Genomic DNA, 26822 nt, shown 5'->3' on the forward strand with positions numbered 1-26822 from the left:
TGCGGTGGTCGACGGCGGCGAGGCAGCGCGTTGGCTGCAACTCCACGCGTCCCGGGGTGGGCCGGACGAGTTGTCGCTCCTGGTGAGCAGCGCCGCGCCGGCCATCGGCGCCAGCGAGATCGTGATCTACCTGGCCGACTACACGCAGTCGTCGCTCGTCCCCCTGCCCGGCGCCGGCCCGGCCCGGGGCGAGCTGACGATCGAGACGACGCTGGCCGGCCGGGCGTTCACCAGTCTCGAGGTGCAGCGCGCGCCCGCCCACCCGGACCGGCTCTGGGTGCCCCTGCTGCTCGGCTGCGAACGGCTGGGGGTGCTGGAGGTCGTGTCCCCGGCCGCCGGCGACCCGGCGCTGGAGCGGCCGGCCTGGGAGGTGGCGGTCAACGTCGCCCAGCTCCTGGTGAACCGCCGCCTCTACGGTGACGTCGTCGAACGGATCCGCCGCCGCCTGCCGATGCAGGTTGCCGCCGAGATCGTCTGGGGGCTGCTGCCGCCGCTGACGTTCGCCACCGACGACCTGGTGATCACCGCGATCCTCGAACCCTGCTACGACGTCGGCGGGGACATCTTCGACTACGCGCTCAACGACGACGTGCTCAGCGTCGGGCTCTTCGACACCTGCGGGCACGGCATCAAGGCGAGCGCGCTGGCCTCGCTCGTGGTCAGCGCGTACCGCAACGCCCGGCGTACCGGCCTCGATCTGGTCGACACGGCGATCAGCATCGACAGGTGGGTACGCGCCGAGCACCCCGGCACGTTCGCGACCGCGCTGCTCGCCGAACTCGACAGGCGCACCGGTCTGCTCCGGATCATCAACGCGGGCCACCCGGGCGCCATGCTGCTGCGGGACGGCCGGGCCGTCCGGGCGCTGCCCGGCCCGACCGCGCTGCCGCTCGGCCTGGGCAACCTGTCGGGCAAGCGCCCCCGGGTGCACGAGGAGGCGCTGCACCCGGGCGACCGCATCCTCGCCTACACCGATGGCATCACCGACGCGCGCGGCGACAACAGTGAGCGGTTCGGGCTGGACCGGCTGGTCGACTTCGTCGAGCGTGCCCTCAACGACCGGCTGCCCAGCCCGGAGACGATGCGTCGCCTGATCCGCGCCGTTCTCGCGTACCAGCAGGACGAGCTGGACGACGACGCCACCGCGCTGTTCCTGGAGTGGCAGCCGCCGCACCTGCCCATGCGCCACCTGGAGCACCTCACCGCGTCCGGTGGCCGCGACCGCCCCGGCCCGGTGGCCGCGCCCGAGGTCTGACCGTCCCAGCCCGGTGGCCGCGCCCGAGGTCTAGCCGTCCCGGGTCGGCCAGGGCCGCGTCCAGCCGACGAACCGGGCGAAGTACTCCGCCGGGTCGACCTCGCCCGCGCCCAGCCGCAGCGCGTCGGCGATCGCGTCGTGCATCAGCACGCAGAGGTAGACGGCCAGGCCGGGGCGGTCGTGTGCGTACTCGCGGCGCAGCCGCAGTCGGGCCGGCTGGCACGGCCACGGCGCGGCGCACGCCCGGCACCGCCAGGCGGGCCGGACCGCCACGTGTCGGGCCAGCGCAGCCGGACCGATGTCCTTGCTCATGGGCTCCTCCGTCGTGTCTGTTCACACTCTGGTGTGGACGCGACTACGGTCGGAAGGCGGCGGGCGCTCCCGGCCCGGCTGTGCCGATCGGCGGGTGAGATGTGGTGGAGGTGTGATGGCCGGCGAACCGGTGTCGACGCTGGAGTTCCTCGGGGCGGAGCTGCGCCGCGCCCGCCGGGATCGCGGGCTCAAGCAGGAGGACCTGGCCCTGCGGATCAACTATTCGGCGTCGCTGGTCGGCATGGTGGAGATCGGCCATCGCACGCCCTCGCAGGACTTCGTGACCCGGGCGGACGCGGCGCTGGAGATCGGCGGCCTCCTCGGGCGGCTACTCACGCTGGTGCGCGCCGACGCCGCGCCGCCGTGGTTCCGCGAGTGGATCAGCGTGGAGCGGGAGGCGACGTTGATCCGCTGGTTCGAGCCGTCGCTGGTGCCGGGCCTGGTGCAGACCGAGGCGTACGCCCGGGCGGTGCTGCGCGGCGGCCGGATGCTGCGGGAGAGCGAGGTCGAGCAGCGGATCACCTCGCGGATGGAGCGGCAGGCGATCCTGGGCCGGGAGACGCCGCCGGAGGTGGTGGCCGTGATCGACGAGGCGGTGCTGCGCCGGGCGGTGGCGGAGCCGGCGGTGATGGTGGAGCAGTTCGAGCACCTGCTGCGGGTGACCGAGCAGCCGAACGTCACCGTGCACGTCGTGCCCGCCGAGGCGGGGATGCACGCCGGCCTGGCCGGCCCGTTCATCCTGGCCCGCACGCCGGACGGCGGCGAGGTGGCGCACGTCGATACCCCGCTGCGGGCACACGTCACCGACCGGTCGGAGGACGTGGATAATCTTCGCCGCAGGTGGGAGAGCCTGCGGGGCGAGGCGTTGCCCCGGCGGGCCTCCCGGGAGCTGATCCGGGAGTTGGCGAAGTCATGGACCTGACCGGCGCGCGCTGGCGCACCTCCACCCGCAGCGACAACGGCGGTGCCACCTGCGTCGAGGTGGCCACCAACCTGCCGCACGTCGTCGGCGTACGGGACAGCACCGACCGCCACGGCCCGGCACTCCGTTTCCGCCCGACCGCCTGGACCGCCTTCCTCCACTCCGTCCCCGCCTGGCCCTGCTCTCGGTGATCATGAAGTTGGCGGCGGCAAATCGGACGGATGGTGCCGCCAAGTTCATGATCATTGGTGGTTTGGGCGCTCTCCTGGCGGGATTCGGCCCTGGACGTGACGCACCGGATGTGCGAGGGCGGACTGTCGGAGTGCGAGAGGGTGGCCCGCGAGTCGACCAGGTCGGCCGTCGTCAGGTGGAAGAATGAGGCATCCGGTGAGGTGGAGAAGGTGAGAGCCGTCATGTCGACCGATGCGGAGCGGAATCCGGAATGGCCGGGCGTGACTCACGTGCCGGCCGATGAACTCGCGCGACGCCAGGGTGTGGAGCCGGTTGCCAGTCTCGACCAACTGGCTCGTCCCGACCTGTTCGAGTCGGACGACGAGTTGGACCGCTTTCTCGCCGACCTCTACGCTTCGCGGCGCGAGGGCATCGCGTGAGCATTGTCGTCCTGGACACCGACGTGGCGTCGGCAATCCTGCGGGGCCGGTCGACGAACGGCTGCAAGGATTACGCCGATTTCGCCGAGCATGACCGCCTCCGGCTCCTTGATCTGGCCTGACCGAGCCCTCGGTGGGTCGCTGGACCTCCTGGCTTGTCGGGACTGGCCATGGACGGCCCGGGACGCGCTGGAACTGTTGCCGGCGAACAACGGGCCGAGGATCGAAGTGCTGCGTGGATGTGTGGTCGTCACGCCGGGCGGCGGCGTTGACCGACGCGTGGTGCAGCTCCAGCTCGCGTACCGGATGAGGGTGGCGGCACGCGCCGTCGGCCGGTGGGCGTACCGGTCGGTGAACCTGGTGTCCGGCGATGACTTGTTCATTCCGGACCTGGTCGTGTTGCGGAGTCCGGCGGGTGGTCTCCAGGCCGCTGATGTCACGGCCGCTCTGCTGCTCGGGGAGATCGCTCCGTTCGGTGTGATCGACCGGCCTCGGGAGTACGCCGCCGCTGGCGTGCCGTACTTCCTCCGGGTCGACCTGCGTGACCGCGTGCCGGCGCTCGCGCTCTACGAACTGGTCGACGACGACTACCGGCCGTTGGCCGCCGCGGCGGCCGGGACCACGTTCGTGATGCGGCAGCCGTTCGAGTTCACCGTCGACCCGGCCGACCTGCTCGACGAGGAGGCCCCGGAACGGCCCGGGTGAGGCGTGCGGCGGCGCTGGGGAACAATGGGCGCGTGACCACTCCCCGAGACCTCGTGCTGCTCGGCTCGACCGGCTCCATCGGCACCCAGGCCATCGACATCGTCAAGCGCAACCCGGACCGGTTCCGGGTGGTCGCGCTCGGCGCCGGCGGCGGCAACGTGGCGCTGCTGGCCGCGCAGGCGCTGGAGCTGGGCGTGGCGGCGGTCGGGGTGGCGCGGGCGTCCGCCGCGCAGGACCTCCAGCTCGCGTTCTACGCCGAGGCGAGCCGGCGCGGCTGGGCCTCCGGTGACTTCAAGCTTCCCAGGATCGTGGCCGGGCCGGACGCGATGACCGAGCTGGCGCAGTGGCCGTGCGACGTCGTGCTCAACGGCGTGGTCGGCTCGCTGGGCCTGCCGCCGACGCTGGCCGTGCTGCGCGCCGGGCGTACCCTCGCGCTGGCCAACAAGGAGTCGCTGGTGGCCGGCGGCCCGCTGGTCAAGGCCGCCGTCTCACGCCCGGGGCAGATCGTGCCGGTCGACAGCGAGCACTCGGCGCTGGCGCAGTGCCTGCGCGGCGGCGCCCGCGGCGAGGTGCGCCGGCTGGTGGTCACCGCCAGCGGCGGGCCGTTCCGGGGCCGGCGGCGCGACGAGTTGACCGACGTCACACCGGAGCAGGCGCTGGCGCACCCGACCTGGCAGATGGGCCCGGTCGTCACGATCAACTCCGCCACCATGGTCAACAAGGCGCTGGAGGTCATCGAGGCGCACGAGCTGTTCGACGTGCCGTACGCCGACATCGAGGTGATGGTCCACCCGCAGTCGGTGATCCACTCGATGGTCGAGTTCGTCGACGGATCCACGCTCGCCCAGGCCAGCCCGCCGGACATGCGGCTGCCCATCGCGCTGGGCATCGGCTGGCCGGACCGGGTGCCCGACGCCGCCGCCGCGGTCGACTGGACCACGGCGCACACCTGGGAGTTCGCCCCGCTCGACGACGCCGCGTTCCCGGCGGTGGCGCTGGCCAAGGCGGCCGGCGAGGCGGGGCGGTGCCGGCCGGCGATCTACAACGCGGCCAACGAGGAGTGCGTGGCCGCGTTCGTGGCGGGCCGGCTGCCGTTCCTCGGCATCGTCGACACCCTCGGGCGGGTGCTGGAGGACGCTCCCGATTTCGACGAACCAGGTACCGTCGAGGACGTGCTCGCCGCCGAGTCGTGGGCACGGGCGCACGCCCAGGAGATCATCGTCGGGTCGGTGGAAGGAGCTCGATGAGCTATCTGCTCGGGGTGGTGCTGTTCGCCCTGGCGATCCTCATCTCGGTGAGCCTGCACGAGGCGGGGCACATGTTGACCGCCAAGGCGTTCGGGATGAAGGTCACCCGCTACTTCGTCGGCTTCGGGCCGACGCTCTGGTCGTTCAAGCGGGGCGAGACGGAGTACGGCGTCAAGGGCATCCCGCTCGGCGGCTTCTGCAAGATCGTCGGAATGACCCCGCAGGACGACGACGTCGAGCCCGGGGACGAGAAACGCGCCATGTGGCGCTACCCGGTGTGGAAGCGGACGATCGTGATGTCCGCCGGCTCCGCGATGCACTTCGCCATCGCGCTGGTCGCGCTCTGGATCATCGCGGTCTCCGCCGGCCTGCCGAACCCGAAGTTCCCCACCACCGAGGCCGGCTTCCGGGCCGAGCCGGCGGTGATCGCGCTCGCCCCGTGCGTGGTGGTGGAGAACGCCCCCCGCGCCTGCCAGGCCGGCGACCCGGCCAGCCCGGCCGGTCAGGCCCAGCTCAAGGACGGCGACCGGATCACCGCGGTGAACGGCCGCCCGGTCTCCACCTGGGGCGACATGCTCGACGTGGTCCGCGGCACGCAGCCCGGCCCGGCCACCGTCGCCTACCTGCGCGACGGCACCCCGGCCACCGCCACCGTCGACCTGGCCTCGGTGCAGCGCCCGCCGCTGAACGACCCGAAGGGCGCCACCTCGGCGGTCTCCGCGCTGGGCGTGGCGCTGCGACCCAGCACGCCGACCCGGGTGGAGTACGGTCCGGTCGCCGCGTTCGGCGCCACCGCCGACTTCACCGGCAACATGGCGGTGCAGACCTTCCACGCCATGAAGCGCATCCCGCAGAAGGTGCCGGCGCTGTGGAACGCGATCACCGGCGCGGAGCGCGACGTGGACACCCCGATCAGCGTGGTCGGCGCCAGCCGGCTCGGCGGCGAGGCCGTGGAGAACAACGCCTGGCTGGTGTTCTTCATGCTCTTCGTGTCGCTGAACTTCTTCATCGGCGTGTTCAACCTGCTGCCGCTGCTCCCGCTGGACGGCGGCCACATCGCCATCGCCTGGTTCGAGCGCGCCCGCTCCTGGCTCTACGCCCGGATCGGCCGCACCGACCCGGGTCGCGTCGACTACCTCAAGCTCATGCCCCTCACGTACGCGGTGATCCTGGTGGGTGGCGTGTTCACGCTGCTGACCGTCACCGCGGACGTGGTCAACCCGATCACGCTCTTCTCAAGGTGAGTGCCTGAAGTGACCGCTGTCAGTCTCGGTATGCCCCCCGTACCGCCGCCGCCGCTCGCCCCGCGCCGGGCCAGCCGCCAGATCATGGTCGGCTCGGTACCGGTCGGTGGTGGCGCGCCGGTCTCGGTGCAGTCCATGACCACCACCCTGACCTCTGACGTCAACGCCACGCTCCAGCAGATCGCCGAGCTGACCGCGTCCGGCTGCCAGATCGTCCGGGTCGCGGTGCCGTCGCAGGACGACGTGGAGGCGCTGCCGGCGATCGCGCGCAAGTCGCAGATCCCGGTGATCGCCGACATCCACTTCCAGCCGAAGTACGTCTTCGCCGCGATCGACGCGGGCTGCGCCGCGGTGCGGGTGAACCCGGGCAACATCCGGCAGTTCGACGACAAGGTCAAGGAGATCGCCAAGGCGGCCGGCGACGCGGGCACGCCGATCCGGATCGGCGTGAACGCCGGCTCGCTGGACAAGCGGCTGCTGGCCAAGTACGGCAGGGCCACTGCCGAGGCGCTCGTCGAGTCGGCGCTCTGGGAGTGCTCGCTGTTCGAGGAGCACGGCTTCCGGGACATCAAGATCTCGGTCAAGCACAACGACCCGGTGGTGATGATCCGCGCCTACCGGCTGCTCGCCGAGAAGTGCGACTACCCGCTGCACCTGGGCGTCACCGAGGCCGGCCCGGCGTTCCAGGGCACCATCAAGTCGGCGGTGGCGTTCGGCGCGCTGCTGGCCGAGGGCATCGGCGACACGATCCGGGTCTCGCTCTCCGCCCCGCCGGTGGAGGAGATCAAGGTCGGCGCCGCGATCCTGGAGTCGCTGGGCCTGCGCGAGCGCGGCCTGGAGATCGTCTCCTGCCCGTCCTGCGGCCGGGCCCAGGTCGACGTCTACAAGCTGGCCGAGGAGGTCACCGCCGGCCTGGAAGGGCTGCCGGTGCCGCTGCGCGTCGCGGTCATGGGCTGCGTGGTGAACGGTCCGGGCGAGGCCCGCGAGGCCGACCTGGGCGTCGCCTCCGGCAACGGCAAGGGCCAGATCTTCGTCAAGGGCAAGGTCGTCAAGACCGTGCCGGAGGCGCAGATCGTGGAGACGCTGATCGAGGAGGCGCTGCGGATCGCCGACGAGATGGGCGCCGAGATCCCCGAGGAGCTGCGCGAGCTGGTGCCCGGCGGCGCCACGGTCACCGTGCACTGATCCGTTTCCGCCTCGCCGTGCGGCCGTCTCCTCACCGGGGCGGCCGCACGCGCCGTCTCAGGGGCGGGGGACCGCGGCGAACGGGGAGAGCGTGAACCATCGGGGCACCGCGCGCCGCAACGCCTCCGGCCCGGCCACCTCCACCGCCCCGCCGCGCAGCGCCGCCGGCCAGCCCAGGTCGCCGAGCCAGACCTGCACGAGAGCACGCAGGTCGGCGGTGACGGTCACGGTCACCTCGTGCCCGGGGTCGCTGTCGCAGACGTCGGCCTCGCCGGCGGCGATCACCAGCCACCAGTCGCGCCGCGCCGCCGGCACGTCGCGGAAGCGGAACCGCACGACGGTACGCCCCGGCGGGACCGCGTCGTGGTCGACCTGCCGGTGCATGTCCCACAGCAGCAGTTGCGGGTCCAGGTCGGCGTCGCCCAGCTCGCCGATCCAGCGCACGCCCCACGCCCCGAGCGCCTCGACGACCGGCCGCAGCTCGCGACCGGCGGCGGTCGGGACGTACCGCACGTCGGCGCCGTCCACCTGGCGCTCGATGACGCCGGCGCGGACGAGCTGGTGCAGCCGGCGGGAGAGCAGTGTGGGCGACATCCGGGGCAGGCCGCGGCGCAGCTCGTTGAAGCGTTCCGAGCCGCTGACGAGTTCCCGCACCACGAGCAGGGTCCACCGCTCGTCGAGCAGCTCCATGGCCTTCGCCACGGGACAGAACTGGTGGTAGGACGCTCCCACACCGGGCACGCTACGCCCACCACGCCCCCCGAACCAGCCCTCCCTCCCTCCCTCCCTCCCTCCCTCTCCCCCTCACCCGCTGTTTCACGGAAAGAGTGGCTATGGCAGGCGGCATAGCCACTCTTTCCGTGAAACAGGCGCGGCGCGAAGAGCGGGTGGGCGGGTGGGCGGGGGGCGGGGGCGGGGGCGGTACAGATCTCGTACTGGGGGACCGGCCGTCCGCTGCCTAACGTCCTGGTCAGGCGCGACGGGTGAAGGAGCCGAGGATGATCGACGAACGCGAGCAGGATGCGGCGGTGAAGGCGGGGCACCGCCGGATATGGGCGTCCGGCGACTACGCCGCGGTGGCCGCGCAGGTGATCCCGCAGTTGGGGGCGACACTGGTCCGGGCGGCGCGGGTGGGACCGGGCGACCGGGTGTTGGATGTCGCGGCCGGCACCGGCAACGCGGCCCTGCCGGCGGCCCGGGCCGGGGCGGAGGTGGTGGCCACCGACCTGACCCCGGAGCTGCTGGCGACCGGTCTGGCGCTGGCCGGGCGCGAGGGGCTGACGCTGACCTGGGAGCAGGCCGACGCCGAGGCGCTGCCGTACGCCGACGGCGAGTTCGACCGGGTGCTCTCCTGCGTGGGTGTGATGTTCGCGCCCCGGCACCGGGTCGCCGCCGACGAGTTGCTCCGGGTGTGCCGGCCGGGCGGGACGATCGGCCTGGTCAACTGGACCCCGCAGGGCTTCGTCGGTCAGTTGTTCGCGGCCATGCGGCCGTTCGTGCCGCCACCGCCGCCGGGCGCGCAGCCGCCCCCGCTGTGGGGCGACGAGGAGCACGTGCGGGCGCTCTTCGGCGACCGGATCGACGCGCTGACGCTGGGTCGGGACGCGGTGGTCGTGACCCGGTTCGCCACGCCGGCGGAGTTCCGCGACTTCTTCGCCGCGTACTACGGGCCGACGGTGGCGGTCTACCGGGCGAACGCCGACGATCCGGAGCGGACCGCCGCGCTGGACCGGACGCTGATCGACCTGGCGGCACAGCATCTGGACGACGGTGTGATGCGGTGGGAGTACCTGCTGGTCACCGCGCGCCGCGCCTGACCGCACGCCGGCCGGGAGCTGGCCGGCGTACGGTCGGCGGCGGTGCTCACTCCGGCTCGGCGAGGATGGCGTAGAGCTTGCGGCGGGTCTCGTCGAGCACCTGGGCGGCGCGGGCGCGTTGGTCGTCCGTGCCGGTGGTCATCACCTGCCGCAGCGCGTTCATGGCCTGGGTCCCCGCGTCGCGGATGTCGTGCCAGCTGTTGACGGTCTGCTCGGCGAACTCCGCCCAGGGCGGGGCCTGGGCCGCCTCGGCGGCCTCGGCCTGCCCCTGCTCGGTGAGGGCGAACCGCTTGCGCCCGCCGTCGGAGTCGGCGGCGGTGGCGATGACGCCCTCGTCCTCAAGCAGTTGCAGCGTCGGGTAGATCGACCCGGGGCTGGGCCGCCAGGCCCCGCCGGTGCGGGCGTCGATCTCCTGGATCATCTCGTAGCCGTGCATCGGCCGCTCGGTGAGCAGGGCCAGCACGGCGCCGCGCACGTTCGGTCGCCGGCCGCGACCCCGGCCGCCCCGGCCGCGCCCGTGGCCGTGCGGCCCGTGCGGCCCGGGTGGGAACGGCGGCGGACCGGGGGGTACGGGCGGGAAGCCGAAGCCGCCGTGACGGTGCATCTCGTCGTGCATGGTGTGGACGTGTCGACGGAAACCCATCGGACTCTCCTTCGCTGGGACTATCACTGATGCATCAACGATATATCGGCAACGCATCGCCGACAAGACGTGATGGGAGCGGCTGAGTGCCCGGTCGGCCCACCGGCTCCCGGCTGCGTCTGGCAGGCTGGTAACCGTGCTCACGATGCCGGTACGCCAACTGGGGGAGTCGGAGCGCCGTTCGGTCGAGCGGCTGCTCGACCTCGACCCCTACGCCGGCGCGCAGGTCGCCGAGCGGGTCGCGGTGCGGGGCCTGGCCTGGTGGCGGGCCGAGGCGCGGATCCTCGGCTACGGCTCCCGGCGCAACCTGGAGTCGATCTGCTGGCTGGGCGGCAACCTGACCCCGGTGCTCGCGTCCGAGTCGGCGGTGGCCGCGTTCGCCGAGCAGTTGGGCGAGGAGGAGCGGCTCTGCTCCTCGATCGTGGGTCGCGCCGACGCGGTGCTCGGTCTCTGGGACCGCCTCTCCGCGCACTGGGGGCCGGCCCGGGACGTACGCCCGAACCAGCCGTTGCTGGCCACGGACGCGCCGCCGCCGGTGGCGCCCGACCCGCACGTGCGTCGGGTGCGGGTCGGTGAGGTGGACCGGCTCTTCCCGGCGGCGGTGGCGATGTACACCGAGGAGGTCGGCGTCTCGCCGCTGGCCGAGGACGGCGGGCGCGGCTACCGGCGGCGGGTGACCGAGCTGGTGCGCGCCGGCCGGGCCTACGCCCGGTTCGTCGACGGTCGGGTGGTCTTCAAGGCCGAGCTGGCGGTGGTGACCCGGCGCACCGCGCAGGTGCAGGGGGTCTGGGTGGCGCCCGAGTGGCGTGGCCGGGGCATCGCGGTCGCCGCGATGGCCGCGGTGGTCCGCGACGCGCTGGCCCGGGTCGCGCCCACGGTCAGTCTCTACGTCAACGACTTCAACCAACCGGCCCGGCGCGTCTACGAGCGTTGCGGCTTCCGCCCGGTCGGCACGCTCGCCACCGTGCTGTTCTGAGGATCACCCCGCCTCGCCTTGCCCCGAACCGGACACCCGGCGCTATGCTGGTCATGTTTTTGTACTGACCAGTCAGTCTAGAAGGGCGCCATGGTAATCGTCGAGGCCAGCGGATTGGGCCTACGGACCCGTCGGGGCTGGGTCTACCGGGACGTCGACCTCACCGCGGCACGCGGTGAGCTGCACGCGGTCACCGGCCCGCCCGGCAGCGGTCGTACGTCGCTGCTGCTCGCGCTCGCCGGGCGCTTCCCGCACAGCCACGGCGAGCTGCGCCGCCGCGGCCCGGCCGCGCTCGGCCAGGTGGCCGGCGTGCACGAGCCCGACCCGACGCTCACCGTCGCCGAGCACATCACCGAACGGCTGCTGCTGCTCGGGCCGGTGCCGCGCCGCCGGCGGCGGCTCGTCCCGGTGGCGGCGTTGCGGGCCCGCCGCGCCTACCGCCGCGACGCCTACGCCACCGCCATCGCCGGCGCCGGCTTCACCGACGCCCCGCTCGATCCGGACCGGTACGGCCGCGACCTGACCCCGGTCGACCGGCAGGTGCTCGGGCTGGTGCTGGCCAGCCTCGGCGGCCCCAGCCTGATCGTCGCGGACGACGTGGACGCCGGCGCCGACCGGGGCGAACGGGAGTGGATCTGGGCCGCGCTGGAACGCCTCGCCGACCAGGGGTACGCGGTGGTCGCCAGCGCCCGGGCCGTCGAGCCCGGCGTCGCCGCCACCGTGCACCGCATCGGCGACCCCGCCCTGCCCACCCCCGCCCTGCCTGTTGAGGTGACCGCATGAGCAGCGTGCTGCGACTGGCCCTGTTCGAGCTGCGCCGGATGACCCGGGGCCGGCTGCCGCGCGCCGCGCTCGCCGTGCTCACCGTGGTCCCGCTGCTCTACGGCGCGCTCTACCTCTACGCGTTCTGGGACCCGTACGGGAACCTCGACCGGATCCCGGTCGCGCTGGTCAACGCCGACCGGCCGGCGAAGGCGGCCGACGGCAGCGAGGTGCACGCCGGCCGGGACCTCGCCGACGAACTGATCGACCGCAAGGTCTTCGGCTGGACCGTCACCGACCAGGCCGACGCCACGAAGGGCCTCCGCGACGGCCGCTACCACCTGGTCTTCTCCATCCCGGCCGAGTTCTCGGCCACGCTCGCGGCCAGCCCCGAGCCGGACCGGCCGGCCCGGCAGGGCGAGCTGAAGGTGGTCAACGACGACGCCACCAACTACCTCTCCGGGCTGCTCGCCCGCTCGGCGTTCAGCGAGATCCGGGCCGCCGCCGCGGAGAGCACCGCCGCCTCGTACTTCGACAAGATGCTGATCGGCTTCACCGACGCCAAGGCCGAGACCGGCCGCGCCGCCGACGGCGCCGGAAAGATCTCCGACGGGCTCGACGCCTCCCAGCGGGGCGCCGGGCAGCTCGCCGACGGGCTCGGTGACGCCGAGAACGGCGCCGGGCAGCTCGCCGGCGGGCTGAACACGTCCGTCCAGGGCGCCGACAAGCTGGCCAAGGGGCTCGACCAGTTGCAGACCGGCGCCGCCCAGCTCGCCGACGGCGCCGGCCGGGCCGCCACCGAGACGAAGGCCGCCGCCGCCACCGTCGACGCCGCCGCCGACAGGTACGAGCCGGTGCTGCGCCGCAACGCCGACAAGATCCAGCAGGCGGCCACCGCGGTCGCCACCGGCGCGCAGCAGCTCGCCGCCGGCCTGGACGCGCTGCCCGCCAAGGCCGACGAGGTGGTCAGGCTGGCGCAGGAGATCTCCGACCGGCTCGACGCGGTCGCGAAGGAACACCCCGAGCTGGCCGACGACCCGAACCTCGCCGCCGCCCGCACGGCCGCCGACCGGGCCGTCACCCAGGCCAAGGCACTGGCGTCCGCCGTGGACACGTCCGACCTGGCCGCGCTGAAGAAGCAGATGACCGAGGTCGCGAAGACCGCCCGGGAGGTGGCCGCCGCCGCGCCGCACCTGGCCGACGACGTCGCCGCCGCCCGGGCCAAGGTCGACAAGCTGGCCAGCGGGCTCGGCACGCTGGCCCAGGGCAGCGCCAAGCTCCGCGACGGGCTCGGCGACGCGTCCACCGGCGCCGACCAGTTGCGCGGCGGGCTCTACCAACTGTCCACCGGCGCCCGCGCGCTCGACGGCGGCCTGGCCCGGCTCGGCACCGGCAGCACCTCGCTCGTCGACGGGCTGACCAAGCTGGAGGGCGGCGCCGGGGACCTCGCCGACGGGCTCGCCGCCGGGGAGAAGAAACTGCCCGGGTACGACGACGCGGCCAGTCGCGCCGACGTGCTCGGCGACCCGGTCGGCCTGATCCGCGACTCCCAGCACCCGGCCGGCTCGTACGGCGTGGGCTTCGCCCCGTACTTCCTGGCGCTGGCGCTCTGGGTCGGCGCGATGATCACGTACATGCTGTTGCGGCCGGTCAACCGGCGCCACGTGATGTCCGGCGCGCCCGGCTGGCGGGTGGTGCTCGCCGGCTGGCTGCCCGCCGCCGCGATCGGCCTGGCCCAGGTCGCCGTGCTCTACACCGTGGTGACGCTGGCGCTCGGGCTGCACCCGACGCATGGCGCGGCGACGTTCGGGCTGCTCGCGCTCACCTCGCTGGCGTTCACCGCGATCATGCAACTGCTCGGGGTGGCGCTCGGCCCGGCCGGCCGGCTGGCCGCGCTGGCGCTGCTGATGCTCCAGCTCACCTCGTCCGGCGGCACCTACCCGGTGCAGACCTCGCCCGGCTTCTTCCAGGCCATCCACCCCTGGCTGCCGATGACGTACGTGGTGAGCGGCCTGCGGCACACCGTGAACGGCGGGCCGGCCGGCCCGGTGGTCACCGCCGCGTCGGTGCTGCTCGCGTTCGGGCTGGGCGCGCTGGCGCTCAGCGTCGGCGCGGCGCGCCGCTCCCGCCGGCTCACCCCGGCCAAGCTGCACCCCGAACTGACCATGTGAGGATGGGCCGGTGACGGACGGACGGACCCGCCGGCGGGAGGACACCCGCCAACGACTCTTCGTGGCCGCGGTGGACCTGATCGCCGAGCAGGGCTTCTCGGCGACCACGGTGGACGACATCGCGGCCCGCGCCGGGGTGGCGAAGGGGACCGTCTACTACAACTTCGAGTCCAAGACGGCCCTCTTCGAGGAGCTGCTGCGACACGGCATCGGCCTGCTCACCGCCGAGTTCCGGGCCGCCGTCGACGGGCTGCCGCCGCGCGAGGCGCTCGCCGCGCTGGTCCGCGCCGAGCTGGACTACATCCGCCGCTACCGGGCCTTCGCCCAACTGCTGCTCTCCGAGATGTGGCGCACCAACCGGGAGTGGCAGCAGACGCTGCGGTTGCTGCGCGGCGAGGCGATCGAGGTGATCGCCGAGACGGTCCGGGCCGGGGTGGACAGCGGCGACCTCCCGGCCGACCTGGACGTGCGGACCGCCAGCTCGGCGCTGTTCGGCGTCGGGCTGGTGGTGGCCGTGGACTGGCTGGTGTTCCAGCCCGAGCGGCCGATCGGCGACGTGCAGGAGGCGCTGCTCGGCATCGTCCGCCGGGTCGCCCGGACCTGACCGGAACGCGGTAATTCGGTTGAACCACGCCGGTCCGGCGGGAAGGCTGGGTGCACCGCCCCCACCCGCCCGAGTCCGGAGGACCGTCCTATGCGCCTGCTCCGAGACCTCTGGGCCACCGCACCCCGGCGGATGGCGGCCGTGCTGCTGCTGATCGTGCTGGGCGCCGGTGGCCAGGCCGCCGCCTCCGCGCTGGCCGGGCCGGTGCTGGTGCACCGCTCGTCCGGCTGGTTCGTCGCGCTGGCCGTGGCGCTGGTCGCCGCCGTCGTCACCGACCTGCTGATCGGGCTGATCATGGCTCGGCTCACCGCCGACTGGTCCGCCGACGTGCGTCGCCGGCTCTGCCGGGTCGCGCTCGGGCAGGAGCTGCCCGCCCTGGAGACCACGCCGGTCGGCGAGCTGCTCGACCGGATCGACAACGACGTCTACCAGGTCGCCGCCGAGATGCGGAACACCGGCGTACGGCTGGCGCAGGGCATCGCCGTCTGTGTGCTCGCCACCGTCAGCGCGCTCGTCGTCTGGTGGCCGGCCGGCGTGGGGATGGTGCTGCTCACCACGCTGCTCGCGGTCGTGCTGCGCCGGCCCACCGCCCGCATCGCCCCGGCCCGGATGGCCGAGGAGGAGGCCTGGTCCGACCTCGCGGCCGTGATGGAGGAGGCGGTGCACGGGCAGGACGACGTGCGCACCAGCCTGGCCCGGCCGTACGTGCTGCGGCTCTACGCCCGCCGCGCGGCCGAGGTGATCGCCCGCTGCGGCCGGGTGTTCCGGCTCTCCGCCCGGGTCACCTCGGTGGCCGCCGGTGGCGTCCGGGCCGGCATCGCCGGTGTGGTGCTGGCCGGCGCGTGGGCGCTGTCGACCGGGCGGGTCGACGCCGCCCGGCTCACCGCCGTCTGGCTGCTCGCCATCGCGTTCGGCGCCACCGTCGAGCACATCGCCCGTTGGGTGCCGCACCTGCAACAGGCGTTCGGCGCGTGGGCCCGGGTGCAGTTGCTGGCCGGCGCGCGGCAGGAGCCGGCCGGCGGGGCCGCCCCGACCGACGGCGACCTGAGCGTGCGCGGGCTCACCTTCCGCTACCCGGCCGTCGGGGAGGAGCGCGGCCCGGCGCTGCGCGACGTGCGGCTCGACTTCGTCCGCGGGCGCTCGTACGCGCTGGTCGGGCGCACCGGCTCGGGCAAGTCGACGCTGGCCAAGGTGCTCACCCGGGCGGTGGAGGTGCCCCGTGGCACCGTCTTCCTGGGGGACACCGACCTGGTCGACCTGGACGTCGAGGAGCTGCGTCGGTGGATCGCCGTGGTGCCCCAGCGCACCGAGATCCTCGCCGGCACGCTCGCCGAGAACGTCGCGCTGCACGACCCGGAGCTGCTCGACGCCGCCGAGCGGGCGCTGGCCGAGCTGGGCCTGGCCGGCTGGATAGCCGAGCTGCCCGACGGCGTGCACACCCGGCTCGGCGAGGGCGGGCACATGCTCTCCGCCGGCCAGGAGCAACTTGTCGCGTTCGCCCGCATCCTGGTCCGGGACCCGCACGTGGTGATCCTCGACGAGGCCACCGCGCGACTCGACCCGGTCACCGAGAGCCGGGTCCGCGAGGCTACCGAGCGGTTGCTCACCGACCGGATCGGCATCGTCATCGCGCACCGACTCTCCTCGGTGCGCCGCTGCGACGAGGTGGTGGTGATGGCCGACGGCGCGGTGCTGGAGGCCGGCCCGATGCGCGAGTCCGCCCGCTTCGCCGAGCTGCTCGCCACCAGCCACGCCGGGGCGTACGCGGGCACCGGCGCGCGGCGCGGCGGCGTGGAACTGCTCGACGCGCCCGGCTGGGCCGACGAGGCGGCCCCGGTCGTCGCGCCGGCCCCCGCGCCGCGTCGCGCCGGGATGCCGCGCGCCGAACCGCCGCCGGCGCCACCCGCGCCGCCCGCGCGGACCATGCGGGAGATCCTCCGGCTGGGCTTCAACGATCCCCGGTACGGCCTGGCCGCGATCGGCCTGTTCATCGTGCTGACGCTGCTCGGGCTGGACGGTTCGGTGCTGCCCTGGCTCTGGGCCGAGCTGGTCGCCGGCGGCGACCCGTGGCTGCCGGCGCTCGGCATCGCCGCCGCGCTGCTGCTGGTGCTGCCGCTGCCCTACCTCACCAACCTGTGGTTCCCGCAGTGGTGGATCCGGCAGATGCTGCGGATCAGCGCCCGGTTGGTGCACGGGCAGACCGGCGCGCGCCGGGTCAGCGGGCACACCCCGGCCGAGGTGGTCGCGCAGGGCGGCGACACCGACCGGGTGGTGCAGCTCGCCGACAACCTGATGGACCAGTTCATCTCGCTGGCCATCGTGCTCACCATGACGCTGGTGACCGGCAGTTTCGTGCCGGCGCTGTTCTTCGTCGGCACGATGGTGGTCTCCGGGCTGGCGGCGACGCTGTTCGGGCCCCGGCTGGAACGCACCGCCGCCGGCACCGTCGCCGCCCGCGCCGCGTTCGCCACCGCGCTGGTCTCCGCGCTCTCCGCCGCCCGCACGGTGAAGCTGGCCGGCGCCACCCGGCCGGTGCTGACCCACCTCGCCGGGCTGGACGCGGTGCGCAGCGAGCGGCAGCGCCGGGAGATCGCCATGCAGGTGTGGGCCCGCTCCACCCCGGCGGTCGTCAGCGGGCTGCTGCCGATCGGGGCCTGGGCGCTCTACCTGACCGGCGGGCTCTCCGCCGGCGCCACCCTGGTCGCGGTCTCCACGCTGGGCGCGGCCCGCTGGTTCGCGTGGACCACCGCGGCGCTGGTCTCGCAGTACCCGTCGGCGCGGGTGTGGACGCGGCGGACCGTGGCGATGACCGGGACGGCCAACTACTCCGAGCCGGTGCCCGGGCTGGACCTGGTCGCCGGCACCGCGCCCGCGCCGGAGCCGCCGCCCCGGCACCCGCTGCGCCGGCTGGAGCTGGCCGGCTTCGGCGCGCTGCACTCCGACGGCACGCTCGCCGTCCGCGACGTCGACCTGGTGGTCGAACGCGGGCAGTTGGTGCTGGTGGTCGGCCCGGTCGGCGCCGGCAAGTCGTCGCTGCTGCGCGCGCTCGCCGGGATCGTGCACCACGTCGGCGCGTTGCGCTGGAACGGCGAACCGGTCACCGAGCCGGAGCTGTTCCTGCGCCCCAACCAGGTCGGCTACGTGGGCCAGCTACCCCGGGTGCTGTCCGGCACGGTGGCCGAGAACATCGCGCTCGGCCACCCGGTCGACGCCGCGAGCGCGGTGTCGACCGCCCAGCTCGACCACGACCTGGCCGCCGCCGGAGGCGGGCTCGGGCTGCTCATCGGGCACAAGGGGACCCGGCTCTCCGGCGGTCAGCTCCAGCGGCTGGCGCTGGCCCGGGCGCTCGCCCCGCGTACCGAACTGCTCGTCGCCGACGACGTGTCGTCGGCGCTGGACGTGACCACGGAACTGGCGCTCTGGGCGGCGTTGCGCGAGCACGGGGTGACCGTGGTCGGCTCGACCGCCAAGCGGGCCGCGTTGGTCCGCGCGGACCACGTGGTGGTGCTCATCGACGGCGTGGTCGCCGACCAGGGCGCGTGGTCCGACCTGGAACCCCGCTGGAACCACCTGGCCGGCTGACCGCCGGGCCCCGATCCACCCGGGTCGGGGCCCGGCGCGGTCAGAACGCGCGGGCGTACTGGTCCGGCCAGCCCGGGGTGGCGCCCAGCTTGGCGGCGGCGCGGCGCGGCCAGTACGGGTCGCGCAGCAGTTCCCGGCCCAGCAGCACCAGGTCGGCCTCGCCGCCGGCCACGATCTGCTCGGCCTGCTCGGGCTCGACGATCAGGCCCACCGCGCCGGTCGGCACGCCCGCCTCGCGGCGGATCCGGGCGGCAAGCGGCACCTGGTAGCCGGGGCCGACCGGCACCGCCGCCTGCGCCGCCGCCCCGCCGGAGGAGGCGTCGACCAGGTCCACGCCGGCGGCGGCCAGCTCGCCGGCCAGCACCACGCTGTCCTCGATCGTCCAGCCGCCGTCGGTCCAGTCGGTGGCGGAGATCCGGGTCAGCACCGGCACCGCCTCGCCGACCGCGGCGCGGACCGCGCGCGCCACCTCCAGGGTGAGCCGCATCCGGCCGGCCCGGTCCCCGCCGTAGCCGTCGGTGCGCCGGTTGGTCAGCGGGGACAGGAACTCGTGCAGCAGGTAGCCGTGCGCCGCGTGGATCTCCACCGCGGCGAAGCCGGCGTCCACCGCCCGCCCGGCGGCGACCGCGAACGCGTCCACCACGGCCGCGACGCCGGCCTCGTCGAGCGCGACCGGGGTGCGGTAGTCGCTGACGAACGGGTCGACGCCCGGGCCGACCGGCGTCCAGCCGCCCTCGGTGTCCGGCACGCCGCCGCGCCGCTCCGCCCACGGCCGGTACGTCGACGCCTTGAACCCGGCGTGCGCGAGCTGCACGGCCGGCACCGCGCCCTGGCCGGCGACGAACGCGGTGACCGGCCGCCACGCGTCGACGTGCGCGCCGGACCAGAGCCCGACGTCCTGCGGGCTGATCCGCCCCTCCGGCACCACCGCGGTCGCCTCGGTGAGCACCAGCCCGGCCCCGCCGACCGCGCGGGAACCGAGGTGGACGCGGTGCCAGTCGGTGGGCAGCCCGTCGGGCCCGGCACTGTACTGGCACATCGGCGCCAGCGCGATCCGGTTGGGCAGCGTGACGCCGCGCAGGGCGAGCGGGGTGAACAGGGCGCTCATGCGGTTCTCCTCCGGTCAGGGCTTCGTGGTGCGTTTCCTACCGTGTGTCAGGCGGGTACGGGGGCGAGCCGCTCGTTCTCCCGCTCGGCGGGCTCGACCGGCTCGATCAGGTCGCGCTTGCCGGCCGAGTCGTACGCGGCCCGGTCGAGCGTGCCCTCGCGGGCGGCCACGATGGTCGGCACCACGGCCTGTCCGGCCACGTTCGTCGCGGTCCGCATCATGTCCAGGATCGGGTCGATGGCCAGCAGCAGACCGGCGCCGGCCAACGGCAGGCCCAGCGTGCTCAGGGTCAGCGTGAGCATCACGATCGCGCCGGTCAGGCCGGCGGTGGCGGCCGAGCCGACCACCGACACGAACGCGATCAGCAGGTAGTCGGTGACGCCCAGGTCCACGCCGAACACCTGCGCCACGAAGATCGCGGCGAGCGCCGGGTAGATCGCGGCGCAGCCGTCCATCTTCGTGGTGGCGCCGAACGGCACCGCGAAGGAGGCGTACTCGCGGGGAACGCCGAGGCGCTCCACCGAACGCTGGGTCACCGGCATGGTGCCCACCGAGGAACGGGACACGAAGGCCAGCTCGATGGCGGGCCAGGCGCCGGCGAAGAAGCGCAGCGGGTTGAGCCGGCCGGCGGCGACCAGCAGCACCGGGTAGACCACGAACATCACCAGCGCGCAGCCGACGTAGACGGCGGTGGTGAACTTGGCGAGCGGGGCGAGCAGGTCCCAGCCGTACGAGGCGACGGCGTTGCCGATCAGGCCCAGGGTGCCGATCGGGGCGAGCCGGATGACCCACCACAGCGCCTTCTGCACGATCGCCAGGACCGAGCGGTTGAGCTGCACGAACGGCTCGGCGGGCTCGCCGACCAGCAGCGCGGCGGCGCCCACCACCAGGGCGAGGAAGACGATCTGGAGCACGTTGCCCTCGACGAACGCGCCGACCGGGTTGGTGGGCACGATGCCGGTGAGGAAGTCGATCCAGGAGCCGGTGGTCTTCGGCGCGTTGGCGCCGGCCGGGTCCAGGTTCACGCCGCGACCGGGGTCGGTGAGCAGGCCCAGGCCGATGCCGATGCTCACCGCGATCAGCGCGGTGATGCCGAACCAGAGCAGCGTCTTGAGCGCCAGCCGGGCGGCGTTGGCGACGCCGCGCAGGCTGACCACGCTGACCACGATGGCGGTGAAGACCAGTGGCGGCACGGCCAGCTTGAGGAGCTGGACGAAGAGGCCGCCGACGGTGTCGAGCGTGCTGGTCAGCCAGGCGAGGTCGTTGGCGCGGGCGAGGAAGCCCAGCGCCACGCCGAGCACGAGGCCGAGCAGGATCTGCACGGAAAAGGGAATCTTGCGCAGGGCGGAAGCCATGAGGACGGGTCCAAGGTCTGGAGAGGGAAGAGCGGGCGTCGGGGGAGCGGAGCTACGCCGGACAGACGCCGCTGGCCTGCCGTCGGAGGTCGACGTACAGGCGCTCGGTGAGACACCAGACATTGGTCATCGCCGGCCCACGCTACTCCCGCACCCGCCCCGCCGGAAGGACCGTTCCCCGTGACGCCCCTTACAATCTGTCGTGGGTGAAGGAGGGGCCCCCTGTTAACACCCGTCGGTTAGAGGGGGCCCCTTCTATCGCCCAGGCGTTAACAGGGGGCCCCTCCTTACCAGCACCGCGGCGGTGGTTAGGGCCCAGGTGGCGGTTACTCCCAGCAGCACGCGTTCCAGCACGCCGACCAGCGCGCCCCGGCCGACCAGCAGCATGGCCAGCCCCACCGCGCCGGCCAGCGGCAGCGCCAGCGCCGCGCCGACCGCGGCGACCCGCCGCAGCGCCGCGCCCGCGGCGGGGCAGCACACCAGCGCCAGCATCGCGAAGACCACCGCCGCGGTGGCCGCGATGCTGGCCCCGCCGTGCACCAGGTCGGCCACCGTGGCGGCCTCGAACGGCGGCAGCGGGCAGCCGGCGCTGCACGTCACCGTGCCGGAGAGCACCGTGGCGACCGCGCCGACGCCGAGCAGCACGGACGCCGCCCGCGCCACCGCCGGCAGCGCGCCGGCGAGCAGCAGCAGCGCCGCCGCCAGCGTGAAGATCCCCATCCGGTACGCCCCGGCGTACCCGCTGTCGGCGACCCCGGCCTCGCTGACGTACCCGGTCGGTCCGGGGCCCGGACCGGCGACGACGGCGACCGTCACCGCGACCGCCCCGGCCAGCACGCAGGCGGCGGCCCCGGCGGCGGCGACCCGGCGCGACGCGCGCTCAGCCACGCCCGTGCGGCGTGGTCCAGCCGGCCAGGTCCGGACCGAGCGGCACGATCCGGGTCGGATTGATCATGTCGTGGGTAGCGTAGTAGTGCCGCTTGATGTGGTCGAAGTCCACCGTCTCGCCGAAGCCCGGCGTCTGGAACAGGTCCCGCGCGTACGCCCACAGCACCGGCATCTCGGTCAGCTTCTGCCGGTTGCACTTGAAGTGCCCGTGGTACGCCACGTCGAAGCGCACAAGCGTGGTGAACAGCCGCACGTCCGCCTCGGTGATCGCGTCCCCCATCAGGTAGCGCCGCCCGGCCAGCCGCTCGCCCAGCGCGTCCAGCCGGGCGAACAGCGCGGTGTACGCCTCGTCGTACGCCGCCTGCGAGGTGGCGAAGCCGCACCGGTAGACGCCGTTGTTGACGTCGGAGTGGATCTCCGCCATCAGCGCGTCCAGCTCCGGCCGCAACTCGACCGGGTAGAGGTCCGGCGCGTCCGGCGCGTGGAACCGCCGCCACTCGGTGGAGAAGTCGAGCGTGAGCTGCGGATAGTCGTTGGTGACCACGCGCCCGGTCAGCGTGTCGACGAGCGCCGGCACGGTCACCCGGCCGGTGTAGTCACCGTCGGTGGCCAGGTACGCCTCGGAGAGGAACCCGACGCCCAGCACCGGGTCGAAGCCGTCCGGGTCCAGCGCGAACCGCCAGCCCCGCTCGTCCCGGATCGGGTCCACGGTGCCCAGCGAGATCACCTCGTCCAGGCCGAGCAGGCCGCGCACGATCCGGGCCCGGTGCGCCCACGGGCAGGCCCGGCACCAGATCAGCCGGTACCGGCCCGGCTCCAGCGGCCAGCGGCCCTGCTCGTCCGGCCCGCCGCCGGCCGGCGAGGTGGAGTGCGGGGTGACCCGCCCGGTGAACCGGTTCGGTTGGCGGACGAACGAACCGCCGCCACTGGTCTCTGCGCTGAACTGGGCCCCGGCCATGCCGCCAACCTATCCGCTCCGGGCGCGGATATCCTGGCGCCGTGGCACCCCGGCGCGACCCGCCGGGCCGCCGCCGACCGACCCCTTCCCACCCCCGAAGGACGTGCGCGCGATGACCGTGGCCTACCTCGTTGCCGGAGTCCGCACCCCGATCGGCCGGTACGCCGGCGCCCTCGCCGGGGTCCGCCCCGACGACCTCGCCGCGCACGTGATCCGCGAGCTGGTGGCGCGGCACCCGTCGGTCGACTGGGCCCGCACCGACGACGTGATCCTCGGCTGCGCCAACCAGGCCGGCGAGGACAACCGCAACGTGGCCCGGATGGCCGCGCTGCTCGGTGGCCTGCCGGCGGAGGTGCCGGGCAGCACCGTCAACCGGCTCTGCGGCTCCGGCCTGGACGCGCTCGCCTCCGCCGCCCGCGCCATCGTCGCCGGGGACGCCGACCTGGTGGTGGCCGGCGGCGTGGAGAGCATGAGCCGCGCGCCGTTCGTGATGCCGAAGGCGACCACGCCGTTCGCCCGCACCGCCGAGGTCTACGACACCACCATCGGATGGCGGCTGGTCAACCCGCTGATGGAGCGCGGCTGGGGCATCGACTCGATGCCGGAGACGGCGGAGAACGTGGCCGCCGAGTTCGGCGTGGACCGCGCCGCGCAGGACGCGTTCGCGTACCGCTCGCAGCAGCGGGCCGCCAAGGCGCAGGCCGACGGCCGGCTGGCCGAGGAGATCGTCGGCGTGACCGTGCCGGCCGGCAAGCGGGAGACGAAGCTCGTCGAGGTCGACGAGCACCCGCGGGAGACCACGCCGGAGAAGCTGGCCGCGCTGCCCACCCCGTTCCGCGCCGGCGGCACGGTGACCGCCGGCAACTCCTCCGGCGTCAACGACGGCGCGGTGGCGCTGCTGGTCGCCTCCGCGGCCGCCGTCGAGCGCCACGGCCTCACCCCGCTGGCCCGGGTACGCGGCGCGGCGGCGGCCGGCGTCCCGCCACGGATCATGGGGATCGGGCCGGTCCCGGCGACCCGGAAGCTGCTCGACCGCCAGGGCCTCACGCTGGCCGACGTCGACGTGATCGAGCTGAACGAGGCGTTCGCCGCGCAGTCCGTGGCGGTGCTGCGGGAGCTGGGCCTGCCGGAGGACGCCGAGCACGTCAACCCGAACGGCGGGGCCATCGCGCTGGGCCACCCGCTCGGCGCCAGTGGCGCCCGGCTGGCGTTGACCGCCGCGCTGGAGCTGCGCCGCCGGGGTGGTCGGCGGGCGCTCGCCACCATGTGCGTCGGCGTCGGTCAGGGCATCTCGCTGCTGCTGGAGTCGGCCGGCTGAGCCCGGACGGCGGCATCGCGAGAAGTGGATCTCCCGTTGCCGGTCCGGCGCGCATAGAGTGGGCTGGACCACATGATCCGCCCCACCGGGCGGGTGACGACCGGGGAGATCGCACGATGCAGACGTCGGACGGACCTCCCGCCGGGATCGACCTGAGCCGGCCCAGCGCCGCCCGGGTCTACGACTACTTCCTCGGCGGGGCGCACAACTTCGAGATCGACCGGCAGCTCGCCGAGCAGATCGCGGCCATGACGCCGAACCTGGCGGCCACCATGCGTTCCGGGCGGGAGTTCCTGCGCCGGGCGGTGCGGGTGCTGCTCGACGCCGGCATCGACCAGTTCCTCGACATCGGCTCCGGCATCCCCACCGTCGGCAACGTGCACGAGGTCGCCCAGGCCGCGAACCCCGAGGCCCGGATCGTCTACGTCGACATCGACCCGGTGGCGGTGGCGCACAGCCACGAGCTGCTGGCCGGCAACGACCGGGCCACCGCGCTCCTGGCCGACCTGCGCGAGCCGAAGCTGATCCTGGACCAGGCCCGGGCCGGCGGCCTGATCGACTTCGACCGGCCGCTGGGCATCCTGCTCGCCGGCGTGGTGCACTTCGTGCCGGACGCCGACCGCCCGGCCGACATCCTGGCCACCCTGCGGGCCGCCGCCGCGCCGGGCAGTTTCCTGGTCGTCTCGCACTCCACGTTCGAGGACCAGCCGCAGGAGATGCTGGACGCGCAGCGGCTGTCGGCGCGTACCGCCACCGAGATCACGCTCCGCTCGCGGGCCGAGATCACCGGCTTCTTCGGTGACTGGACGATCCTCGAACCGGGCGTGGTGCACATGCCGCTCTGGCGGCCCGACTCCCCCTCGGACGTGGACGAGCACCCGGAACGATTCGGGGCGTTCGGCGGCGTCGCCCGGCACGACCGCGCTGCCGGGTGAGCCGACGTGCCCGCCCCGGAGCCCGTCGGGGATGACTTCAGCCGGCCCGGCGCCACGGCGTACGCCGCCGAGTGGGCCCGGGCGGTGCGGCGCATCGGTTTCGTGCCGCTGAGCGCGGCCGAGACCGAGCGCCTGCTGGTGTCGCTCACCGAGCGGCTGGCCCGCGCGTTGCGGGCGCCCACCTTCTCCGCCCGGCCGGCGGAGGAGGTGGGGCGGGCCCTGGTGGAGGCGCACCTGACCGAGCCCGGCGTGCTCGACTGGTCGGTGCAGGCGCTCGGCGACCGGTTCCTGCCCTGGGTGCTGCCGGCCCGCGAGGATCTGCCCGAGCTGCGGGAACGGATCGCCTCGTTGCAGGGCGCGGTCGCCGCCGGGTTCAGCCGGGCGCTGCGGGACCGGGTGTTCAGCCAGCAGGAACGGATCGCCCGCTCCGCCTGGCAGGCCCGGGACGCCGTCGAGCAGGCGTTGCGGGACAGCGAGGCGCGGTTCCGGGCGGTCTTCACCGGCGCCGCCATCGGCATCGGCATCGCCGGCGTGGACGGGCACATCATCGAGGTCAACCAGTCCTTCGCGGACATGCTCGGCTACACGGTCGCGGAGATGCGGCAGATGAACGTGTCCGCGCTGGCCCACGCCGACGACGCGGCCGGCATGTGGGAGCTCTACCAGGAGCTGGTCGAGGGCAAGCGGGACAGCGCCCGGGTGGAGAAGCGCTACTACCGCAAGGACGGCAGCGTGGTCTGGACCGACCTGGCCGTGTCGCTGATCCGGTACGACGACGGCCGGCCCCGGTTCACCGTCGCCATGATCGAGGACATCACCCAGCGGTACGAGTTGCAGCAGCGGCTGCGTTTCCAGGCGCTGCACGACCCGCTGACCGGCCTGCCCAACCGGACGCTGTTCTTCGAGACGCTCGGTGGTGTCTTCGCCGCGGCCGGGCCCGAGCAGCGCGTCGGGCTCTGCTTCATCGACCTGGACGGGTTCAAGGCGGTCAACGACAGCCTCGGCCACGACCTCGGTGACCGGCTGCTCCAGGTGATCGCCCGACGGCTCAGCGACTGCGTGGCCGGCCGTGGGCACCTGGTGGCCCGGATGGGCGGCGACGAGTTCGTCATCCTGGTCGACTCCGGCGGCGGTCTCGACGACGCGGTCGAGGTGGCCGAGCTGGCGCTGGCCGCGGTCTCCGCCCCGGTGCACGTCGCCGACCAGCAGCTCGCCGTCTCGGCCAGCATCGGCATCGTGGACTGCCCGGCGGCGGAGACCAGCGCCGGGGAGTTGATGAAGGCCGCCGACACCACGCTCTACTGGGCCAAGGCCGAGGGGCGGGGCCGCTGGGCGGTGTACGACCCGGAGCGCAGCGCCGCCGACATCGCCCGGTCGGCGCTGGCCGCCAACCTGCCCGCCGCCCTGGACCGGGGCGAGTTCGTGCTGCACTACCAGCCGATCGTGTCGCTGTTGGACGGCACCATGGTGGCGGTCGAGGCGCTGGTCCGCTGGCAGCACCCGGAGCTGGGGCTGCTCGGGCCGGACCGCTTCATCGGCCTGGCCGAGGAGACCGGCCTGATCGTCCGGCTCGGCGCCTGGGTGCTGCGCCAGGCCTGCCGGGACGCCGAGTCGTGGCGGCGCGCCTTCGGCGAGTCGACGCCGGTGGTCAGCGTCAACCTGGCCGCCCGGCAGGCCGACGACCCGGCCATCGTGGAGACCGTGGCGGAGGCGTTGCAGCACACCGGCCTCCCCGCCGAGCTGCTCCAGCTCGAACTGACCGAGAGCGCGGTGATGGGCAGCGCGGGTGAGCCGCTGCGGGCCCTGCACCAGCTCGCCGACCTCGGGTTGCGGTTGGCCATCGACGACTTCGGCACCGGCTACTCGAACCTGGCGTACCTGCGTCGCCTGCCGATCCACTGCGTGAAGCTGGCCGGCCCGTTCGTCGAGGGCATCCGCGGTGACGGCGCGGTCGCCGACCACCGCGACGAGCGGATCGTCGACGCGCTGGTCCGGTTGGCGCACGCGTTGGAGCTGTCGGTGACGGCCGAGGCGGTGGAGACCGAGGTGCAGGCCGAGCGGCTGCGGGCGTTGCGCTGCGACACCGGCCAGGGCCGCTGGTTCGGCGCCCCGATGCCCGCCGACGCCATCCGCGCCCGCCTGGCGGCTTAAGGAAGGGCCCCCGCTTAACGCCTCCGGTAGAGGAGGGGCCCCCGCTTAACATCTCGGTTTACGCACCGCCCGC

At 74.0% G+C, this 26822-nt stretch carries 25 protein-coding genes; 18 read left to right on the forward strand and 7 right to left on the reverse strand.

The window, feature by feature from the left end:
• Positions 1 to 4 precede the first annotated feature (4 nt).
• The gene (locus tag OG767_RS08310) at positions 5 to 1255 is read left to right on the forward strand and encodes a PP2C family protein-serine/threonine phosphatase (protein ID WP_405092876.1); all 1251 of its coding nucleotides are present in this window, start codon (positions 5 to 7) and stop codon (positions 1253 to 1255) included.
• A 30-nt stretch (positions 1256 to 1285) separates the two neighbouring features.
• On the opposite strand, the gene OG767_RS08315 is transcribed toward OG767_RS08310, so the two are convergent.
• Positions 1286 to 1567, reverse strand: a complete 282-nt coding sequence (locus OG767_RS08315) for a hypothetical protein (protein WP_405092877.1) — start codon at positions 1565 to 1567, stop codon at positions 1286 to 1288.
• A gap of 115 nt (positions 1568 to 1682) precedes the next feature.
• Between OG767_RS08315 and OG767_RS08320 the strand changes: the two genes are divergently transcribed.
• The 8 genes from OG767_RS08320 to ispG all read left to right on the forward strand — a co-directional run bounded on the left by OG767_RS08320 (position 1683) and on the right by ispG (position 7481).
• Positions 1683 to 2489, forward strand: coding sequence for a Scr1 family TA system antitoxin-like transcriptional regulator (locus OG767_RS08320; RefSeq protein ID WP_405092878.1), 807 nt, complete (start codon positions 1683 to 1685; stop codon positions 2487 to 2489).
• A complete protein-coding gene (locus OG767_RS08325; RefSeq protein ID WP_405092879.1) occupies positions 2480 to 2680 on the forward strand; it encodes a DUF397 domain-containing protein in 201 nt (66 codons plus the stop codon). The genes OG767_RS08320 and OG767_RS08325 overlap by 10 nt, the downstream gene beginning before the upstream one ends.
• 222 nt (positions 2681 to 2902) lie before the next feature.
• Entirely contained in the window at positions 2903 to 3100 is a 198-nt protein-coding gene (locus tag OG767_RS08330; RefSeq protein ID WP_405092880.1) for a hypothetical protein, read from the forward strand.
• Positions 3097 to 3222, forward strand: coding sequence for a hypothetical protein (locus OG767_RS08335; protein WP_405092881.1), 126 nt, complete (start codon positions 3097 to 3099; stop codon positions 3220 to 3222). Before OG767_RS08330 ends, OG767_RS08335 begins: the two co-directional genes overlap by 4 nt.
• Positions 3191 to 3805 (forward strand): Uma2 family endonuclease, encoded by a 615-nt coding sequence (locus tag OG767_RS08340; protein WP_405092882.1) that lies wholly within the window; start codon positions 3191 to 3193, stop codon positions 3803 to 3805. The genes OG767_RS08335 and OG767_RS08340 overlap by 32 nt, the downstream gene beginning before the upstream one ends.
• Before the next feature lie 32 nt (positions 3806 to 3837).
• Positions 3838 to 5052: a 1-deoxy-D-xylulose-5-phosphate reductoisomerase gene (gene dxr, locus OG767_RS08345; RefSeq protein WP_405092883.1), complete on the forward strand. Its 1215-nt coding sequence runs from the start codon at positions 3838 to 3840 to the stop codon at positions 5050 to 5052.
• Entirely contained in the window at positions 5049 to 6296 is a 1248-nt protein-coding gene (locus tag OG767_RS08350) for a M50 family metallopeptidase (protein ID WP_405092884.1), read from the forward strand. Before dxr ends, OG767_RS08350 begins: the two co-directional genes overlap by 4 nt.
• Positions 6297 to 6305: 9 nt before the next feature.
• Positions 6306 to 7481, forward strand: a complete 1176-nt coding sequence (gene ispG / locus OG767_RS08355) for a flavodoxin-dependent (E)-4-hydroxy-3-methylbut-2-enyl-diphosphate synthase (RefSeq protein ID WP_405092885.1) — start codon at positions 6306 to 6308, stop codon at positions 7479 to 7481.
• Between the two features lie 57 nt (positions 7482 to 7538).
• On the opposite strand, the gene OG767_RS08360 is transcribed toward ispG, so the two are convergent.
• The gene (locus tag OG767_RS08360; RefSeq protein WP_405092886.1) at positions 7539 to 8213 is read right to left on the reverse strand and encodes a winged helix-turn-helix transcriptional regulator; all 675 of its coding nucleotides are present in this window, start codon (positions 8211 to 8213) and stop codon (positions 7539 to 7541) included.
• Between the two features lie 266 nt (positions 8214 to 8479).
• Between OG767_RS08360 and OG767_RS08365 the strand changes: the two genes are divergently transcribed.
• Positions 8480 to 9298 carry a class I SAM-dependent methyltransferase gene (locus tag OG767_RS08365; RefSeq protein WP_405092887.1) on the forward strand — a complete coding sequence of 273 codons (819 nt, stop codon included), beginning with the start codon at positions 8480 to 8482 and terminating at the stop codon, positions 9296 to 9298.
• A gap of 46 nt (positions 9299 to 9344) precedes the next feature.
• On the opposite strand, the gene OG767_RS08370 is transcribed toward OG767_RS08365, so the two are convergent.
• Positions 9345 to 9941 carry a PadR family transcriptional regulator gene (locus tag OG767_RS08370; protein ID WP_405092888.1) on the reverse strand — a complete coding sequence of 199 codons (597 nt, stop codon included), beginning with the start codon at positions 9939 to 9941 and terminating at the stop codon, positions 9345 to 9347.
• Positions 9942 to 10077: 136 nt separating this feature from the next.
• On the opposite strand from OG767_RS08370, the gene OG767_RS08375 reads away from it, so the two are divergent.
• From OG767_RS08375 to OG767_RS08395, 5 genes are all read left to right on the forward strand, one after another.
• A complete protein-coding gene (locus tag OG767_RS08375; protein WP_405092889.1) occupies positions 10078 to 10917 on the forward strand; it encodes a GNAT family N-acetyltransferase in 840 nt (279 codons plus the stop codon).
• A gap of 90 nt (positions 10918 to 11007) precedes the next feature.
• Entirely contained in the window at positions 11008 to 11700 is a 693-nt protein-coding gene (locus OG767_RS08380) for an ATP-binding cassette domain-containing protein (RefSeq protein WP_405092890.1), read from the forward strand.
• On the forward strand, positions 11697 to 13850 hold the full coding sequence (locus OG767_RS08385; protein ID WP_405092891.1) for a YhgE/Pip family protein: 2154 nt from the start codon (positions 11697 to 11699) through the stop codon (positions 13848 to 13850). The genes OG767_RS08380 and OG767_RS08385 overlap by 4 nt, the downstream gene beginning before the upstream one ends.
• Positions 13851 to 13860: 10 nt before the next feature.
• A complete protein-coding gene (locus OG767_RS08390; protein WP_405092892.1) occupies positions 13861 to 14454 on the forward strand; it encodes a TetR/AcrR family transcriptional regulator in 594 nt (197 codons plus the stop codon).
• A gap of 90 nt (positions 14455 to 14544) precedes the next feature.
• Positions 14545 to 18036 (forward strand): ATP-binding cassette domain-containing protein, encoded by a 3492-nt coding sequence (locus OG767_RS08395; RefSeq protein ID WP_405092893.1) that lies wholly within the window; start codon positions 14545 to 14547, stop codon positions 18034 to 18036.
• Positions 18037 to 18076: 40 nt separating this feature from the next.
• On the opposite strand, the gene OG767_RS08400 is transcribed toward OG767_RS08395, so the two are convergent.
• The 4 genes from OG767_RS08400 to OG767_RS08415 form a co-directional block, all read right to left on the reverse strand.
• Positions 18077 to 19144 carry an NADH:flavin oxidoreductase/NADH oxidase gene (locus tag OG767_RS08400; protein ID WP_405092894.1) on the reverse strand — a complete coding sequence of 356 codons (1068 nt, stop codon included), beginning with the start codon at positions 19142 to 19144 and terminating at the stop codon, positions 18077 to 18079.
• Positions 19145 to 19191: 47 nt separating this feature from the next.
• On the reverse strand, positions 19192 to 20487 hold the full coding sequence (locus OG767_RS08405) for a dicarboxylate/amino acid:cation symporter (RefSeq protein ID WP_405094160.1): 1296 nt from the start codon (positions 20485 to 20487) through the stop codon (positions 19192 to 19194).
• A 267-nt stretch (positions 20488 to 20754) separates the two neighbouring features.
• A complete protein-coding gene (locus OG767_RS08410) occupies positions 20755 to 21387 on the reverse strand; it encodes a DUF998 domain-containing protein (protein ID WP_405092895.1) in 633 nt (210 codons plus the stop codon).
• A complete protein-coding gene (locus OG767_RS08415) occupies positions 21380 to 22345 on the reverse strand; it encodes a glutathione S-transferase family protein (RefSeq protein ID WP_405092896.1) in 966 nt (321 codons plus the stop codon). Before OG767_RS08415 ends, OG767_RS08410 begins: the two co-directional genes overlap by 8 nt.
• A 112-nt stretch (positions 22346 to 22457) precedes the next feature.
• Here OG767_RS08415 and pcaF point away from each other — a divergent pair, with 112 nt between their 5' ends.
• The 3 genes from pcaF (at position 22458) to OG767_RS08430 (ending at position 26749) form a co-directional block, all read left to right on the forward strand.
• Positions 22458 to 23663, forward strand: a complete 1206-nt coding sequence (gene pcaF / locus OG767_RS08420) for a 3-oxoadipyl-CoA thiolase (protein WP_405092897.1) — start codon at positions 22458 to 22460, stop codon at positions 23661 to 23663.
• Between the two features lie 116 nt (positions 23664 to 23779).
• Positions 23780 to 24598 carry an SAM-dependent methyltransferase gene (locus OG767_RS08425; RefSeq protein WP_107155998.1) on the forward strand — a complete coding sequence of 273 codons (819 nt, stop codon included), beginning with the start codon at positions 23780 to 23782 and terminating at the stop codon, positions 24596 to 24598.
• Between the two features lie 6 nt (positions 24599 to 24604).
• Positions 24605 to 26749, forward strand: a complete 2145-nt coding sequence (locus tag OG767_RS08430) for a putative bifunctional diguanylate cyclase/phosphodiesterase (RefSeq protein WP_405092898.1) — start codon at positions 24605 to 24607, stop codon at positions 26747 to 26749.
• The last annotated feature ends 73 nt before the right edge of the window (positions 26750 to 26822 follow it).

The organism is Micromonospora sp. NBC_01392 (assembly GCF_045040125.1).
Classification (GTDB): Bacteria; Actinomycetota; Actinomycetes; order Mycobacteriales; family Micromonosporaceae; genus Micromonospora.

Excerpts from the sequence above, each read along its gene's own strand:
- OG767_RS08315 (WP_405092877.1), bottom strand. The coding sequence starts at position 1,567 with ATGAGCAAGGACATCGGTCCGGCTGCGCTGGCCCGACACGTGGCGGTC.
- OG767_RS08330 (WP_405092880.1), top strand. The coding sequence starts at position 2,903 with ATGTCGACCGATGCGGAGCGGAATCCGGAATGGCCGGGCGTGACTCAC.
- OG767_RS08325 (WP_405092879.1), top strand. The coding sequence starts at position 2,480 with ATGGACCTGACCGGCGCGCGCTGGCGCACCTCCACCCGCAGCGACAAC.
- OG767_RS08370 (WP_405092888.1), bottom strand. The coding sequence starts at position 9,941 with ATGGGTTTCCGTCGACACGTCCACACCATGCACGACGAGATGCACCGT.
- OG767_RS08415 (WP_405092896.1), bottom strand. The coding sequence starts at position 22,345 with ATGGCCGGGGCCCAGTTCAGCGCAGAGACCAGTGGCGGCGGTTCGTTC.
- OG767_RS08340 (WP_405092882.1), top strand. The coding sequence starts at position 3,191 with ATGACCGCCTCCGGCTCCTTGATCTGGCCTGACCGAGCCCTCGGTGGG.
- OG767_RS08400 (WP_405092894.1), bottom strand. The coding sequence starts at position 19,144 with ATGAGCGCCCTGTTCACCCCGCTCGCCCTGCGCGGCGTCACGCTGCCC.
- pcaF (WP_405092897.1), top strand. The coding sequence starts at position 22,458 with ATGACCGTGGCCTACCTCGTTGCCGGAGTCCGCACCCCGATCGGCCGG.
- OG767_RS08365 (WP_405092887.1), top strand. The coding sequence starts at position 8,480 with ATGATCGACGAACGCGAGCAGGATGCGGCGGTGAAGGCGGGGCACCGC.
- OG767_RS08380 (WP_405092890.1), top strand. The coding sequence starts at position 11,008 with ATGGTAATCGTCGAGGCCAGCGGATTGGGCCTACGGACCCGTCGGGGC.
- OG767_RS08395 (WP_405092893.1), top strand. The coding sequence starts at position 14,545 with ATGCGCCTGCTCCGAGACCTCTGGGCCACCGCACCCCGGCGGATGGCG.
- OG767_RS08350 (WP_405092884.1), top strand. The coding sequence starts at position 5,049 with ATGAGCTATCTGCTCGGGGTGGTGCTGTTCGCCCTGGCGATCCTCATC.
- OG767_RS08385 (WP_405092891.1), top strand. The coding sequence starts at position 11,697 with ATGAGCAGCGTGCTGCGACTGGCCCTGTTCGAGCTGCGCCGGATGACC.
- OG767_RS08425 (WP_107155998.1), top strand. The coding sequence starts at position 23,780 with ATGCAGACGTCGGACGGACCTCCCGCCGGGATCGACCTGAGCCGGCCC.
- OG767_RS08320 (WP_405092878.1), top strand. The coding sequence starts at position 1,683 with ATGGCCGGCGAACCGGTGTCGACGCTGGAGTTCCTCGGGGCGGAGCTG.